The 14,999-nt window shown below is 56.8% G+C and carries 18 protein-coding genes; 9 read left to right on the top strand and 9 right to left on the bottom strand.

All coding sequences use genetic code 11. The features are described 5' to 3' along the window. Positions 1 to 17: 17 nt before the first annotated feature. Positions 18 to 791, bottom strand: a complete 774-nt coding sequence (locus tag ABO_RS12030; protein ID WP_011589621.1) for an NRDE family protein — start codon at positions 789 to 791, stop codon at positions 18 to 20. A gap of 165 nt (positions 792 to 956) precedes the next feature. Here ABO_RS12030 and ABO_RS12025 point away from each other — a divergent pair, with 165 nt between their 5' ends. The 4 genes from ABO_RS12025 (at position 957) to ABO_RS12010 (ending at position 3,986) form a co-directional block, all read left to right on the top strand. Then, positions 957 to 1,760 (top strand): sulfite exporter TauE/SafE family protein, encoded by an 804-nt coding sequence (locus tag ABO_RS12025; RefSeq protein WP_081424072.1) that lies wholly within the window; start codon positions 957 to 959, stop codon positions 1,758 to 1,760. Positions 1,761 to 1,766: 6 nt separating this feature from the next. After that, a complete protein-coding gene (gene lgt / locus ABO_RS12020; protein WP_011589619.1) occupies positions 1,767 to 2,564 on the top strand; it encodes a prolipoprotein diacylglyceryl transferase in 798 nt (265 codons plus the stop codon). Further along, positions 2,561 to 3,394, top strand: coding sequence for a thymidylate synthase (locus ABO_RS12015; RefSeq protein ID WP_011589618.1), 834 nt, complete (start codon positions 2,561 to 2,563; stop codon positions 3,392 to 3,394). The genes lgt and ABO_RS12015 overlap by 4 nt, the downstream gene beginning before the upstream one ends. A gap of 82 nt (positions 3,395 to 3,476) precedes the next feature. Beyond that, positions 3,477 to 3,986, top strand: a complete 510-nt coding sequence (locus ABO_RS12010) for a dihydrofolate reductase (RefSeq protein WP_035461824.1) — start codon at positions 3,477 to 3,479, stop codon at positions 3,984 to 3,986. 241 nt (positions 3,987 to 4,227) lie between these two features. Here the strand turns inward: ABO_RS12010 and ABO_RS12005 are convergent, their stop codons facing one another. The 3 genes from ABO_RS12005 to ABO_RS11995 all read right to left on the bottom strand — a co-directional run bounded on the left by ABO_RS12005 (position 4,228) and on the right by ABO_RS11995 (position 6,055). Next, positions 4,228 to 4,650, bottom strand: a complete 423-nt coding sequence (locus ABO_RS12005) for an OsmC family protein (RefSeq protein WP_231483547.1) — start codon at positions 4,648 to 4,650, stop codon at positions 4,228 to 4,230. A 138-nt stretch (positions 4,651 to 4,788) separates the two neighbouring features. After that, positions 4,789 to 5,481, bottom strand: coding sequence for a hypothetical protein (locus ABO_RS12000; RefSeq protein WP_011589615.1), 693 nt, complete (start codon positions 5,479 to 5,481; stop codon positions 4,789 to 4,791). A gap of 79 nt (positions 5,482 to 5,560) precedes the next feature. After that, a complete protein-coding gene (locus ABO_RS11995) occupies positions 5,561 to 6,055 on the bottom strand; it encodes a DUF6231 family protein (protein ID WP_231483549.1) in 495 nt (164 codons plus the stop codon). A gap of 280 nt (positions 6,056 to 6,335) precedes the next feature. Here ABO_RS11995 and ABO_RS11990 point away from each other — a divergent pair, with 280 nt between their 5' ends. Beyond that, positions 6,336 to 6,512: a hemin uptake protein HemP gene (locus ABO_RS11990; RefSeq protein WP_035461766.1), complete on the top strand. Its 177-nt coding sequence runs from the start codon at positions 6,336 to 6,338 to the stop codon at positions 6,510 to 6,512. A gap of 399 nt (positions 6,513 to 6,911) precedes the next feature. After that, a complete protein-coding gene (locus ABO_RS11985) occupies positions 6,912 to 7,895 on the top strand; it encodes a hypothetical protein (RefSeq protein WP_011589611.1) in 984 nt (327 codons plus the stop codon). A gap of 295 nt (positions 7,896 to 8,190) precedes the next feature. Here the strand turns inward: ABO_RS11985 and ABO_RS11980 are convergent, their stop codons facing one another. The 5 genes from ABO_RS11980 to dapF all read right to left on the bottom strand — a co-directional run bounded on the left by ABO_RS11980 (position 8,191) and on the right by dapF (position 11,892). After that, complete coding sequence (locus ABO_RS11980; RefSeq protein ID WP_011589610.1) at positions 8,191 to 8,505, bottom strand: YqcC family protein; 315 nt, start codon at positions 8,503 to 8,505, stop codon at positions 8,191 to 8,193. Positions 8,506 to 8,519: 14 nt separating this feature from the next. After that, the gene (locus ABO_RS11975; protein WP_011589609.1) at positions 8,520 to 9,227 is read right to left on the bottom strand and encodes an HAD family hydrolase; all 708 of its coding nucleotides are present in this window, start codon (positions 9,225 to 9,227) and stop codon (positions 8,520 to 8,522) included. An 87-nt stretch (positions 9,228 to 9,314) separates the two neighbouring features. Next, on the bottom strand, positions 9,315 to 10,238 hold the full coding sequence (gene xerC / locus ABO_RS11970; protein ID WP_011589608.1) for a tyrosine recombinase XerC: 924 nt from the start codon (positions 10,236 to 10,238) through the stop codon (positions 9,315 to 9,317). A 16-nt stretch (positions 10,239 to 10,254) separates the two neighbouring features. Beyond that, complete coding sequence (locus tag ABO_RS11965) at positions 10,255 to 10,980, bottom strand: DUF484 family protein (RefSeq protein WP_011589607.1); 726 nt, start codon at positions 10,978 to 10,980, stop codon at positions 10,255 to 10,257. A 66-nt stretch (positions 10,981 to 11,046) separates the two neighbouring features. Further along, positions 11,047 to 11,892: a diaminopimelate epimerase gene (dapF, locus tag ABO_RS11960; protein ID WP_011589606.1), complete on the bottom strand. Its 846-nt coding sequence runs from the start codon at positions 11,890 to 11,892 to the stop codon at positions 11,047 to 11,049. A 196-nt stretch (positions 11,893 to 12,088) separates the two neighbouring features. On the opposite strand from dapF, the gene ABO_RS11955 reads away from it, so the two are divergent. The 3 genes from ABO_RS11955 (at position 12,089) to nhaC (ending at position 14,977) form a co-directional block, all read left to right on the top strand. Continuing rightward, on the top strand, positions 12,089 to 12,937 hold the full coding sequence (locus ABO_RS11955) for a 23S rRNA (adenine(2030)-N(6))-methyltransferase RlmJ (RefSeq protein ID WP_011589605.1): 849 nt from the start codon (positions 12,089 to 12,091) through the stop codon (positions 12,935 to 12,937). Further along, positions 12,934 to 13,419 carry a GNAT family N-acetyltransferase gene (locus tag ABO_RS11950; RefSeq protein ID WP_011589604.1) on the top strand — a complete coding sequence of 162 codons (486 nt, stop codon included), beginning with the start codon at positions 12,934 to 12,936 and terminating at the stop codon, positions 13,417 to 13,419. Before ABO_RS11955 ends, ABO_RS11950 begins: the two co-directional genes overlap by 4 nt. 82 nt (positions 13,420 to 13,501) lie before the next feature. Beyond that, the gene (nhaC, locus tag ABO_RS11945) at positions 13,502 to 14,977 is read left to right on the top strand and encodes a Na+/H+ antiporter NhaC (protein WP_011589603.1); all 1,476 of its coding nucleotides are present in this window, start codon (positions 13,502 to 13,504) and stop codon (positions 14,975 to 14,977) included. Positions 14,978 to 14,999: the final 22 nt, after the last annotated feature.

Genomic DNA, 14,999 nt, shown 5'->3' with positions numbered 1-14,999 from the left:
AGCGTCTTGAGAGCGTGCTATCGCTTGGTGAAACTCTGGCTTGGATTGCCGGCCGCGTTACCGTCCGGTTGCCACCGCTGTTCCAGCATTTGCGGCCCTTGTTTTCGGTCCAAAATCACGGCGCTACTGGCGCGGGTGCCGTAGGTTTCTGACTGGATAAAAATGGGGGCGATCAGCCTTTCAAGGTCGATGCCGACACCGGTGTCTGGCAGCTCGCTGTCGTTGGGTTGATAGCGGTCGTCAACCACCTGCAGGAGCTGTTGTAGGTTCCCACCGGCAGTAACGGCGGCGGCCAGATTCTGTTTGGCTCGCTCTACTTTGGGCCAGGGGTCGTCCAGCAGGCCGTTGCTGAGGCCATGAATGCCGGGGCGGACCGCCCTTGGTGTTGCGCCTCGGTTGCCTAAATACCAGAGGCTATCCTGTTCAGGGTCCGCGTTAACTGTGCCCACCAAAAGATTGAAGGCACCGTAGTGATGTTGTTCCTTGGCGAGGTGATGGCTGAACTGTTCTGGCGTCTGTTCCCCTTTTAGGAACGCGAAGGGTAATAGCCCGCGGGACCGTTCGCCGGGTTGGCGGTCGGTGATGGGTTCGCGATAGTTGGTAACCCCCGCGAAGCGGCCGTTACGGTGAATCCCCAGCCACGTGCCCCCGGCAGTTAGGTCTAGGCCACAAAAAATACCGTCACGCCAGCGGGCCGGTTCTGCGGGTCGCGCGTGAAACTCATCCCGATTCGCCGCCACTCTAAGGGGCGTGGCAGAGCCTGGTTGCCAGTCAAACAGTACAATGCACATTGATTTTTCCTTTCTTTGTTTCGCTCACCTGCCGTTATCCTCGCCGCTATAAAACCGCTCCAGCGCTGAGGCCCAGGGGCTTTCAGTGTCCGTCAATGAGCCCCGGCGCAAGGTGTTGAGCCGTGCTAGCATACCTGCCTTACCCCGAGTTGTGTTGGAGTGGCTGTGCTGGAACTGTTTTTGATTTGTTTGGGCGTGGGTGTGGGCGCAGGCCTGTTGGCTGGAGCGCTAGGCTTGGGGGGTGGTGTGGTTATCGTGCCTGCGCTAATTTTTCTGTTTCGTGGCCTGGGCTTTCCTGATGATCTGGTTGCCAAGATGGCGGTGGCCACATCCCTCAGTACCATCATCGTTACCTCCATCAGTGCGGTACGCGCCCATCACAAGGCCGGGTTTGTGCGCTGGCCTGTGGCGGTGCGCTTGGGGGTGGGCATTGTGTTGGGTGCTTTTGCTGGGGCGTTCATCGCCGATGCGATGAAAGGGGAACTGTTGACCCGTTTGTTTGGTCTGTTTGCCATGTTGATTGCTGTGCAGATGTTGCTGGTGGGCCGCAAGGCGCTAGATGAAAGCTTGCCGCAACGGGTGCCTGGTACCCCTGGGTTGGCACTGGCGGGAGTGCTCATCGGCACAGGGTCGTCGATTTTTGGTATCGGCGGTGGTTCGTTGACGGTGCCGTTCTTGAGTTGGTGTCGGTTGAAAATGCAGGAAGCGGTAGCGATTTCCTCCGCCTGTGGCCTGCCCATTGCCGTTGCCGGCACGCTGGGGTTTGCGGTGGCCGGCTGGAATGAGCAGCATTTGCCAGAGGGGGCCTTAGGCTATGTGTTTTTGCCTGCCTCAGTCGGTATAGTGCTCACCAGTTTCCCGTTTGCGCGCCTGAGTGCGCGGCTCAGCCATCGGCTGCCGTCCGCTACCTTGAAGAAGGTTTTCGCTCTGGTGCTTTTTGTGCTTGGCCTCAAACTGGCTTTTGGATAACAACCTATGGAATTCCCGCATATCGATCCGGTGGCGTTCGCCATTGGCCCCCTGAAAGTGCACTGGTATGGCCTGATGTATATGTTTGGCTTTGCCGCTGCCTGGCTGTTGGGTGTGTACCGGGCCAAACAGCCTGGCTCTGGCTGGACCAAAGACCAGGTGGGCGATTTGGTGTTTTATGGGGCCCTGGGTGTCATCATTGGTGGCCGTTTGGGTTACGTGTTCTTCTACAACTTTGATAAATTCCTGCAAGATCCGCTGTGGCTGTTCCAGGTGTGGACCGGGGGCATGAGTTTCCACGGCGGCGCGATTGGCGTGTTAGTGGCTTTCTGGCTGTTTGCTCGTAAAACAGGCAAGCGCTACTTACGGGTAGCAGATTTTATGGTGCCTATGGTGCCGATTGGCTTGGCGACCGGGCGCTTTGGTAATTTCATGAATGCGGAGTTGTGGGGCCGTGCCAGTGACGTGTCTTGGGCCATGGTGTTTCCCACCGACCCATTGCAGATTGCGCGTCATCCCTCCCAGCTTTATGAGATGGTGTTGGAAGGTGTGGTGCTGTTTCTGGTGCTATGGGTGTACTCGGTCAAGCCGCGACCGGCGGGCGCGGTGACGGCCTTGTTTAGCATCGGTTATGGCTGCGCGCGGACCTTTGTGGAGTTCTTCCGTGAGCCGGATGCCCATATTGGTTATCTCACCGGCGGCTGGTTGACCATGGGCATGCTGTTGAGCATCCCGATGGTTGTGCTCGGTATCGCTGTGTTGGTGTGGGCATATCGAAACGATGAGCGAGGAGTGAAGGCATGAAGCAATACCTTGATCTGCTTCGCCACGTCCGCGAGCACGGAACGTATAAGGAAGACCGCACTGGCACCGGCACCTATGCGGTGTTTGGTTACCAGATGCGCTATGACCTGAGCCAGGGCTTCCCTATGCTCACCACCAAGAAGCTGCATCTGCGCTCGATTATTCACGAGTTACTGTGGTTCCTGTCTGGTGACACCAATATCCGTTATCTAAAGGAAAACGGCGTGTCCATCTGGGATGGCTGGGCGACACCGGAGGGTGAGCTGGGGCCTGTCTATGGTGAGCAGTGGCGCAGTTGGAAAACGGCGGATGGCGGGGTGATTGATCAGATCACCGAGGTGCTGAAAGAGATCAAGCGCAATCCGGACTCCCGGCGCCTGGTGGTCAGCGCTTGGAACCCCGCGGTGCTGCCGGATCCGTCCATTTCACCGGATGCCAATGCAGCAGCAGGCAAGCAAGCGTTGCCACCCTGCCACTGCTTGTTCCAGTTCTATGTGGCGGACGGCAAACTTAGTTGCCAGCTATATCAACGCAGTGGCGATATTTTTCTTGGCGTGCCATTCAATATTGCGTCCTATGCCTTGCTGACGCTGATGATGGCGCAGGTGTGTGATCTGCAGCCGGGTGATTTTGTGCATACCTTGGGCGATGCGCATCTCTACTCCAACCATCTGGAGCAGGCGGATACTCAACTGGCGCGTACGCCTGGCCCGTTGCCGACAATGACGTTGAACCCGGCGGTGAAGGATCTGTTTGCCTTCACCTTTGACGATTTCACCGTCAGCAACTACAACCCCGACGCGCACATCAAAGCGCCGGTGGCAATCTAACGACTCCTCCCTGAAGCCGGATGCTCGATGCAACAGAGCTTTTGTCCGGCGTTAGGGGGTGGGTTCAAGCGTAGGTATGTTCATGTCCATTCGACTTTCCATGATGGTCGCCAAGGCCACTAATAATGTGATCGGGCGGAATAATAAGTTGCCCTGGTATTTGCCCAACGACTTGAAGTACTTCAAGCAGGTAACCTTCGGCAAGCCGGTGATCATGGGCCGCAAGACTTGGGAATCACTGAAAGGCCCCCTGCCGGGTCGCACAAATATCGTGATTACCCGCCAGCCAGCGTATCAAGCTGAGGGCGCCAAGGTGGTGGCCACAGTGGATGACGCCATTACCATGGCAGAGAACGTGGCCTTCATTGAAGGCCAGGAAGAAGCGGTGATCATGGGCGGTGCGGAAATCTACGCGCTGGCGCTGGCGCAGACCCAGCGGCTCTACCTCACTGAGGTACATGCTGAGGTCGATGGGGATACTTTTTTTCCGGAGTACGACAAGGGCGAATGGGAAGAAATTGCTCGTGAAGATTTCCCCGCTGAAGGGCCCAACCCCTACGATTATTCCTTTGTGGTATACGAACGCAAATGAGTTGAAAGTTTACACGCGTCCAAAGGTTGGGGGGGACCCTTACCCTAACCGATAGAGGCTACGCACTGAGCCTGGACGTGACCTCTTTGTTTAGATGATTCAAAACTCGAAAGCCCTGTCGCTACTGGTTTCAGCAAAAGGGCGCCCTTTTGCTTTCAGCCTTGTCTATTTTCAGCGCAAGCCTCTGCGGACACATTGATGATCGTGTGGCGTTTGGGCCAGCTCGCGTTGCCGCTTAGCGTTATTTTCGCGGTTCTATTCGTACTTCGCTTCTCACCGATTGGGCAATAAAACACTTTTCATGGGCGCGCTGGTGTAAAGCCTGGATCGTAGCGATGCTAGGTTGTTCGCCACTAAACGTGACCAGCGGTTGCAGTACCATGGTCTGCATATAAATTTTTGCCTGATCGTTCTGCCCCAGGATGCCCTGTGGATCGTCATCATAGCTTGTCACCGCCAGCCCTTCACGGGCGGCTTCAGTGAGAAACGATAGCAGGTGACAGCTGGCCAATGCGGCGAGAAAAGCTTCTTCCGGTTCCATGAATTCCTGATGGCCATGGTGGCCATCGACCACGCGCACCTCATTGCCGTCTGCAAGGTGCCAGAGGTAATGTTCTTGGTTGCCGTGGGCGGTCCAGCTGAGGTGCATGGTGTGTTGTTGCACAGAATATCCCCGGTTAGTGCCTCGTTAGCAGGATTTTTGCACACCTGCTAGAAGAGTATGCCATCAAAATAGGCGCTTGCCATGATGACTCGGGGCGGATGTCTTTGCCTCTGGCGAAGCCTGCCGTCGCGAAAGCGGTTAGTCGGCTTGGCTCGGGCCGCTCTGTTGGCTCAGTGACCAATAACGGAACACGGCAATATTGACCAGTGCGCTCATCAGCGAAATGGGCAGTGCAGCCAGTAGTGACGCGGCGGTGGTATGGCTAACGACACCCAGAATGGCGCTGGCGACCACGCTACTCATTACCAGATAGGTCAAGAACACTAGAACCAGAGTTAACAGCAACGGCCATTGCTGGGACTGTGTCATTTGGAATGACTGGCGCAATGCTTCGATCGGGCTTTGTTGTTTCAAGATCACGAGTAGAGGTGCATAGCACAGGCGGGTATATACCCACACCGCTGGAAAAAATAGTGCCATCCAGCCCAGCGATACGCCAATGGCCAGAAGTGCGTAGGTGAGCAGCAGGGGCGGGTAAACCAGCAGTGCGGGTGCGATACAGGCTAGCAGCCCACGGGGTTTGCTGTTGCTGGTAGCAGAGAGCTGCACATAAAGCGCCCCTTCCGCTAAAGGCCTCACCAACAAAATGATCGCCAAGCTGATGCCGCTGAATTGCAGGGCGGCTCCTTCGGTGTCCGGCAATACGAACGAGGGGCCGAAGATCCACTGTGTGGCTTCAGTAATCAGGGCGAAGGGCGCGGTGACCAGAAACAGCGGGCCAAGGTGCCGCCACCAGAAAATAAGAATTTCGCGAAAACGGTGTCCAATCATGGTGAGCCATCAATTCAGTCGACGGCGCAACCATACGACAGCGCCGCGCCCATTTCCACACTGCAGCGCGGCCTAAAGGTTACCACCAGTATTTTCCCCAATTTTCCGGATTGGCCCAGAAGCGGGGGTTGTTCCACTTGCGCTCGAAATTGTAGTTGTCCAGGTCGTAGCTGTAGATATTCAGTTCGCGACCGTCTTCGGCGAAGTGCCCCTGCTCCCGGCAGCCTAGTGCCAGAAATCCGTTGGTTGGCCAACGTAGTTTTTGTGGGGCCAAGGTGGGTTGGTATACCGCCACCATGGAATCGGTATGCAGGTTACGCAACAAGCCCATTAGTGCTTCGCCGTCATGGTGGGGCATGTATTCCAGCTGGTCTGCAACAATGGCGATATCCACCCGGTCAATGTCACCCAACGCGGGGAAGGGGTTCTGTTCCTGAATTTCCACCAGAGTGCAGTTGTGATCGGCGCACCACTGGGCAACGACAGGAATGGGATTGAGGCTGACAGTCAAAATGGAGGAGGGCTGGTGGCTATCGAGAATAGCGGCCAAGCGTTCCTGCGGAGATTCGGTCATGGAGTGTGTCGTCGCAATATTCATGGCTTCAGTTTAACGCCATTGCCGGTGGCTTTCGATAGAGGGTTGAGTAGCGATTTGTGGTTTTTGATGTAATGCAGCAATGAATGCTCCGACGGTCTTTTGAATTGTGGTTTCTCAGGGGTGAGACGGGGAGTGGGGCGGGGCAATGCCACTGCTGGTCATTGAAATGAGGTCTTGATCAGAAAATGAGAATCAGGCGTTGACGAACACCTAATCAATAATGACAATGATTCTCATATACGAAATGGAGGTCAGTATGTCTCAGCTAAAAAAGAACGTTACCACTACTACACGACAGGTCGCCATTAATGCTGAAAGTGCGGTGGCAAGCAGTCTGTTGCTCAACCATCAAGGCAAATTGTGGATTGAACATGCCGGTGAGCGTTACCAGTTGCGTCGTACGTCCAACAATAAACTGATTTTGACAAAGTGATGCGCCACGCGACATCAATAACAGGCCAATAATACGGCGGCTGCGTTATCCGTTTTAACGCTTTGCTCTCGCGCCAGTTCCTTTCAGCGTGTGAGCTGGGCTTAGCACGGGGGAAACGCTTTCTTTTGGGTGTTGCGTAAAGTGTGTCGCATGTTGCGTTTGTTTATCGTTCTCCCTGACGTGGATCAGCCAGCCGCAGCCAGCGTTCCACACCTAATTTAAGGTTCTTCGGCACGGCAACATGCCGCTGACCACAACGCGCACAGGATCTGTGTGAGTGTCATGGCTGCAGTCGACCCAAACCGTTCGGTGCGGCCAAAAGGCAATCAATCACCTGAATCCTGTTGGCGCGTTATGGCGTAAAGCGTGTTGTTTGCTGCGATATTTTTTGGAGGCAATATGTCTGTTATGACGTGGCCCTCGGCTCCAGCGACATCGCCACTACTACGCCAGTGCGGTGCGGCCCTCGGTGATCGAGTTTTGCGCTTACAAGATGAACCCCTGGCCATTCTCAAGGCGTTGTATCGGTTGGGTTCATTGGTGGTGACCACCTTCTCCAGTGGCTCGAGAATTTCCCAGAGCATGCACTATCCCGCACTCAAGGATGGGCAATCGGACGTTGCTGGTGAATGGTGGCTGGAATCCGTGGGTGAGCGCTGTCGTTTACGGCAGAGTTTGCAGGTTGGCCAGTGGCATTCGGTGCTGGCGGTGTTGGAACCTACCGGTGCACTCCCAGCTCGCAGCTTGGTGTTCTTTGATCGTAACGGTCAGCCGTTACAGCAGATAGCGGTGGCGCCGGCCAGCGGTGGGTTGGCTTTCGAAGAGCTAGTGTGCGCCATGCTTCATCCCGATCAGCAGACCCTGAGTTTGCCGACATTGCTACCGCGCATGGCTAACCGTGATCTGGGCTCGTTGAGTCAGCTGGAAAGTGATTGGGCACGCAGTGCTGACGACGATGATTTTGCCGGGTTGCTGCAGCGGTGTCAGCAGCAGCGCGCAGTGTTGTACCGATCGGTGCGCGACAGTTTTGCTTGCCAGGTACGACCAGAAACATTGCCGGCAGTGTTGGCAGAAGCGGCTAGCAGGGATGCGGCAACCACTCTTTGTGTGGGTAATCAGGGCGTGCGATTGTGCATGACCGCCCCTTGGTCGTCGCCGCGTTGGCAAGGTAGTCATTGTCATTTAGCCCATAACGGCGCGCTGGTGTCGCTGGATATGGCGAAAATGGATAGCTTATGGCGGCTGCGTAGACCCGGGGATGGGCAGGTAGTGACGGCGCTGGAAGCGCTGGATTCCCGCGGCGAATGGTTGTGGACCTTGTCCGCCGGCGATAGTAACGAAAGCGGCTGGCGCGCTTTATTGAAAGACAGCGTTATTCGTTAATGCCACGCTCAACTGGATTGAGGGATTGAGGGATTGAGGGATTGGAAAGACGCGATAGTCCCTTGGTTTCAGCGCTTTCTACGGGGCCCCTATAGGCGCGTAGCGAGGCGGGGTAACGGGCGCGGTCCCGTGCGGCTGATTGGCGAGCGGAACGAATGATTTTCTCTGTGTGGTCGCATCGAAATGCTCAACTGGCACTCTGAAAGCGACGACTATAATTGACGGTGTCGGTTGAAGCGTTGCTGGGGCTGAGCCCGTCCGGGCTATTTTATGATGCGGGCTGCCAGTGACATTTTCAGAAATGGTCGTCGAAACGTTTGAGCAGGCTGATGACCTCCGTTACGTCCTGCTCCAGGCCTTTCAGGGCTTCCTCTGCCATGGGGGCGATGTCGCATTGCCCAGGCAAGGGGTGGTCTCCTTCTAGAATCGCTCGGAAGCGCGGCACAAAAACCCATTGCAGCCATTCGCTGAAATTCATGGTGTCGGCAAAAAACGGTGTGCTGCTGTTGAAGGCCGACGGTGCCGGTGGCTGTGCGGCCCACAGGCCTTGCTGATCCAGTTCTACTTGCAGGTCATCAAGCAGGGCAACGAGTTGTTGGCGTTGGGGCATTGGGGTTTCCGCAGTCAGTCATCAAAGAGCGGCACCAGATCTGGCAGCTCATGCAGGTTATGAATATGGTGACGGGGCTGGTCTAGTTCAACCGGCCAGGGCAGGTTGATTAGGTTGGCCCAGACCGAATGCATGCCGTGCTCACGGGCCGCGTGCACATCTTCCAAGGGGTGGTCGCCAACATGTACAGCTTGGTGTGCGTGAACCCCGGCGGAACTCAGGGCGGCGGCGAACATGTCCGGCGCCGGCTTGCGCTTGCCTATGGTCTCTGCTGAATGATGAAAAGCGAACAGGTCGGCAATACCAATCATCTTCAGGTCGGCATTGCCGTTGGTGAGTGCACCTAGGGTGTAGCTGTCGGCGAGCTGCTCTAATACCTCACGGGCACCGGGAAAGAAGCTCACTTGGTTGCGCGCTTCATGGAATACCTTGAAGGCATCCATGGCGATGCGGCGGGCTTGTTTTTGCTGGAAACCGTGCTCGGTGAAGGCGCGACTCATGGCGTCTTGGCGCAGGGCGGTTAGGTTATCCAGATACTCGGGTTTTTCCTTAAGCAGTGCCGTGCGCACCGCACGTACCCGTTCGGCACTCAGCGCAGCGGCGGCATCCGGGTGGTTGGCGGCGATCCAGTCACTGCAGGTTTTTTCAGCGTGACGAATCACTTCATCCACGGGCCACAAAGTATTATCTAGATCAAAAGTGATCAGCTTGAGCATGCTCATGGTGGGTAGTTTACCGTAAAACGCTTAATGGCAGCATACAGGTTCACTGGCGCCAAGCATTGTGTGCCCAGCGTTAGGCGCCAAGGCTTATTCGTCATCGTCCTTGCGGCGCTGGGCTCTTGGGTGTGCTCCGTCGTAGACCTGAGCTAAGTGTTGGAAATCCAGGTGAGTGTAAACCTGGGTGGTGGCCAAGTCTGCGTGGCCGAGCAGTTCCTGCACTGCCCGCAAGTCGCCGGAGGATTCCAGCAGGTGTGTGGCGAAGGAGTGGCGTAATTTGTGCGGATGTAGATGGGCATCGAGCCCCCGCTCCAGAGCATGGCGTTTAAGCCGCTGTTGTACGCTGGAAGGAGACAGCCGCCGGCCGTTTTTGCTGATAAAAAGAGCGTTCTGGTCGCTGCTTTTGATCAGCATGGGACGCACTTGCAACCAGCGGCGCACGGCGGTGAGGGCGGGTTTTCCCACTGGTAGTTGCCGGGTCTTGTTGCCTTTACCGGTGACCAACAGTTGGCTTTCATGCAGATCAATGCTGTCTAGGTTTAGGCTAAGCAGTTCGGCCAAACGCAGGCCGCAGGCATAGAGCAGTTCCATTATGGCTTGATCGCGCAGGGCTAGGGGTTCGCTGTTGCTGGTGCCGGCATCCAGCAAATGGCTGACTTGATCTACATCCAGTGCTTTGGGCAGGCGTTTACCGCTTTTCGGGGCGCGAATGTCTATGGCCGGGTTGTCGCGGGCAAGCCCTTCACGCATCAGGTAACGGAAAAACGTACGCAGGGTGGAAAGCATGCGCTGAATAGTTTTGCCGCTTTTCCCTTGGCGGTGTAGCGAGGCGGCGAGGCTGCGCATGTCGTGGACGGTGAGGGTGTCCCAGGGTTGGCTGCCGAGTAATGTTCGGGCTTCGATCAGGTCCCGTTGATAGCCGTTTACGGTGTGCGGTGAGAGGCGACGCTCGCTGGCCAAGTGGGTTAGGAAGGTGTTAACCGTTTGCAGTGTGTTATGGCTATCGCTATCCACGGTTAACGGTCCTTTATCAGCTAATGTCGCTGGTTTTTTTGGCTGCTTGGTGGGGGTATTGGCGCACCACTTCGTGGAGTCTGCGGCTGAGTACCTGGCCGATATGGCTAATGAATAAGGTGCCTAAGGAGCTACGGAAGTGCATGGCACTTTTACTGCCAATGGCCAGCAGGCCCAAGCGGCCTTGGTATTCCAGTGGCACCATGGCGGCGGAGCGGATATCGGTGGCGTTATCTTGGAACAGGGCGTCCATTTCTTCTGTGCGCATGGCGCCGCACACGGCTTTGCCGCTGCGCAGCAGGTGGTTCAGGGCGCTGGGCAGGGCATCGCTGTCCACGCAGCGGATCTGGTTGCGCAGGTCGCCGAGAATGGGCACTTCCCGGTCGTACAGCATTAGGGCTACCTGGTCACAATGGAAGTCGCTGCTCAGGCTGGTGAGCAAATTGCGAAACAGCTTCTCGGGGCCGCGGGCTTCCAGCAGGGCCAGTGTCAGGCGGCGGGTCTTGTCGAACAGGTGATCGTTTTCCCGGGCCACATCCAGCAGGCCATTGAGTCGATCGCGCAGCTCGGTGTTGCGCTCACGTAGAATGGCGGCCTGACGTTCCAGTAGGGAAACCGCCTCGCCTTTGGGGTCTGGGAGACGTAACAATTCCAGTAGCTCCGGGCGATGCTGAAAGAAATCGGCATGGTCACGCAGATAGGTGGCAACCTGGTCGGCGCTGGCTGGAGTTTGATCCGTCATCAATCCTGTCCTTTGTTTTTCGTTCCGGTCAGTGGGCACTGACATCACCGAGCTTTCAATCGTTTGCTAAAGCGCGATCTCAATAGCGCCATCATAGACATGGCTGGCGGGGCCTGTCATCTGGATGCCGCCTTGCCCATCGTAGCAGACGTGCAGGGTGCCGCCGGGTAGGTGCACGGTGACGGTGTCATCCAGCCAGTCCCGGCGTTGGCCGATCACCACTGCGGCACAGGCACCGGAGCCGCAAGCCAGGGTTTCCCCTGCGCCACGTTCATAGACGCGCAGGCGGATTTCGTTGCGGCTGACGATCTGCATAAAGCCCACGTTCGCCCGTTCCGGAAATTGTTCGTGGCTTTCCAGTAGCGGGCCGACGGTATCCACCGGGGCAGTATCCACATTTTCCACCAGCAGGGTGCAGTGTGGGTTGCCCAGGCCGACGGCGCCTACGTCCCAGGCCTGGGTGCCGGACACCAGAAAATAGTTGTCTGCTTCGGCTTTGGCGGTCATGGGGATGGCGTCTGGCGCCCAGCGAGGGGCGCCCATGTCTACGGTGATCTGATCATCGTCGGTCACAGACAGGGTCATTTGCCCTGCAGCGGTTTCCACGCGAATAGATTTTTTGTCGGTGAGTCCCTGTTCGCGCACAAAACGGGCGAAGCAGCGGGCACCATTACCGCATTGGCTCACTTCGGAGCCATCGGCATTCAGGATCCGGTAGCGGAAGTCCGCATCGCCCTGGGCGGGCTGCACGATTAGCATCTGGTCAAAACCCACGCCAAACTTGCGGTCGGCCAGCCGGCGTATTTCATCCGCAGGCAAAGGCAGGCCGGTTTCTGGCAATGACTGTCGAATGCCGTCGATGACCATGAAATCGTTGCCCAGGCCGTGCATTTTGGTAAAGCGCAGGTTCATCGCAAGTGTCCGCTACAGGGTAAAAGGCCATTGTACTCTGCCGTGGCGGTGGCGTCAGGGGTTGGGTGGCGGAGAGCCTGCGCGATTAGCGGTGTTTCAACTTTCCACTCTATCATTCTCGATGGGGCGCCTTGGCTATGCGCGAGCCCGCTCGTCAGGTGTACAATGCGGCCTCACACTCTTGCAGGCAGCAAACATGCTTTCCTATCGTCACAGTTACCACGCCGGGAATTTTGCGGATGTGCTCAAGCACATTGTGCAGGTGGCCATCATTGAATACCTGAAAAAGAAGGATAAGCCCTTCACTGTCCACGATACTCACGCGGGGGCGGGCAGCTATGCCATTGCCAGCGAGCACATGCAAAAGACCGGTGAGTACCAGGATGGCATTGCCAAGCTATTTGGTAAGCGCACCGGAGTGGGTGTGATTGATCAATATGTGTCACTGGTGGAAAAGCTGAATCCGGTGGGACGGCTGATGGATTATCCCGGCTCGCCGCAAATCAGTGCTAGCCTGCTGCGTGAGCAGGACGTGCTGCAATGTACTGAGCTGCATAGCACCGATTTTACGCTGCTCAAGCGCGAGTTTGCTGACGATAAGCGCGTGCAAGTCCTCAAGGATGATGCCTGGCACGGGCTTAAAGCCCTGTTGCCGCCGCGTCATCGACGAGGGTTGGTGTTGATTGATCCTTCCTATGAAATGGAGGCGGATTACAACGGTGTATTGCCTGCCGTGCAAATGGCCATGGAGCGGTTTGCTACGGCGACCTATGCCATCTGGTATCCGGTGTTGGATCGCAACCGCACCGAGAGCTTTATCCGCCGTTTCGTAAAGGCGGGAATTCCCAACCTGCTACGAGTGGAATGTTGTGTGCGCCCGGATGCCTCTGGCCGTGGCATGACCGGCACCGGCATGCTGATCATTAACCCGCCGTACACGTTGGCCCAGCACATGGCACAGGCTATGCCGCTGTTGAAAGAGGCGCTGTGCGATGCCAATGGCCATACCACGGTGAAAATGCTGACCGGCGAAAACCCGCAATGACCGTCACCCTGCGCCAGGCCGGCCGTGAGGACGTGGGAGATCTGCTGCGCCTGATTCGCGATTTAGCGCGTTATGAGCAAGCCGAAGAGCAGGTGACCACTGACGAAGCACAGCTGGCTGCCACTCTGTTTAGTGATGACGCCACGGCCCATGCCATGGTCGCGGAACAGGGCGGCCGTATTGTCGGGCTAGCCATCTATTTCTTTAACTACTCCACGTGGCAGGGCCGCAATGGCCTGTACTTGGAAGACCTGTTCGTGGAACCGCAAGCGCGCGGGGCAGGGGTTGGTAAGGCTCTGTTGGCGAAACTGGCGGCCCTTGCCGTGGACAGTGACTGCGGCCGCTTCGAATGGAGCGTGCTGGACTGGAATACCCCGGCCATGGAGTTCTATCAAAGCCTAGGGGCGCAACCTCAAGCAGAATGGGTTCGCTACCGGTTGGACGGTGAAGCGCTGAAAGCGCTGGCCAGCATCGCCGGCTAGCGCCGCTTTCTGCCTCGATGATATGTGCTTACTGGTGGCCTGTCGGGTATAACGGAAAGCTCAGCCGCTGAATGTTGCCGCTATGACCGAATCCCGATACCGCCGCCCCTCCTTGCTGGATGCTCTGCTGCCGATCGTAGTACTGGTGGTGTTACTGGCGTCGGCGGTTTATTTGTACGGCGATAGTGCCTCCTCCGGTCCCAACCAGATTGCCTTGCTGATCTGTGCCGGCCTTGCCTCATTAATCGCATTTAAAAATGGCCTGACTTGGCGGGAAATCGAAACCGCCATGATTAAGGGTATTTCGGTGGCGTTGGGTGCGGTGCTGATTCTACTCAGTGTGGGGGCCCTGATCGGTACCTGGCGGTTGGCAGGCATCGTGCCTTCGCTCATTTATTTTGGTCTTGAGTTGATGAATCCGGCCCTGTTTTATGCGGCCGCCTGTTTGATCTGCGCGATTATCGCCCTGAGTATCGGCTCCAGTTGGACTGTGGCGGCCACCGTGGGGGTGGCGTTGATCGGGGTGGCCAGCGGGCTGGGGTTGTCGTTGCCGGTGGCGGCCGGTGCGGTGGTCTCCGGTGCCTACTTTGGTGACAAGATTTCTCCGTTGTCTGAGACCACTAACCTAGCTCCGGCGGTGGCGGGTTCGGAACTGTTTGAGCATATTCGCCTGATGTTGTGGACCACGGTGCCCTCCATTGTCATCGCCTTGCTGATTTTTTTGGTGATGGGGCTGAATACGGACGTTGCCGGCGACACAGTGGACCGAATTACCCCGCTGCTACAGGGGCTGGAAAGCCAGTTTGATATTTCCTTGCTGCACCTGATTCCATTGCTGGTGTTGTTGGTGCTGGCGCTCAAGCGGATGCCGGCCTTACCGGCGATTTTTCTGGGCGCGTTATTGGGTGGGATCTGGGCTCTGATGTTTCAGCCGCAGGCGATTGCGGTGCAAGCTGGCGAGCCGGCACCCGGCTGGGTGGCGTCTTTGAAAGTGGTTTGGCAGACCTTTTACCAGGGCATCACCGTGGAAACCGGCGATGCGACGTTGAATAACCTGCTGTCTGGCGGCGGCATGGCGTCCATGCTCAATACCGTGTGGCTGATTATCTGTGCGATGACCTTTGGTGCGGTGATGGAGCACGCAGGGTTTCTTGCTCGCTTAATCGAAGGGCTGCTGGGGGCGGTTAAGGGCGCAGCGGGGTTGATCGCCGCCACATTGGCCACCTGTTTTGGCAGCAATATTCTTACTGCTGACCAGTACATTTCTATCATTATGCCTGGCCGGATGTTCCGTGAAGCCTATGCAAAACAGGGCCTGGCGCCAGTGAATCTGTCCCGTGCGCTAGAAGATGGTGGCACTATCACCAGCCCGCTTATCCCTTGGAACACCTGCGGTGCCTACATGCAATCGGTATTGCTGGTGCCGGTGACCGATTATCTTTTCTACGCGTTCTTTAATCTGATCAACCCGGTGTTGGCGTTGGTTTATGCCTGGCTGGGGGTCAAGGTGCTGCGGTTAGCGCCCCCTCAAGAGGTGTATAAAACCGGATCACTATGAACAAAAAGAAAAGGCGGCCTGG

The sequence above is a fragment of the Alcanivorax borkumensis SK2 genome (assembly GCF_000009365.1).
GTDB lineage: Bacteria > Pseudomonadota > Gammaproteobacteria > Pseudomonadales > Alcanivoracaceae > Alcanivorax > Alcanivorax borkumensis.
The sequence above is the reverse complement of the archived record's forward strand: the minus strand, read 5'-3'. Positions and strand labels throughout refer to the sequence as shown.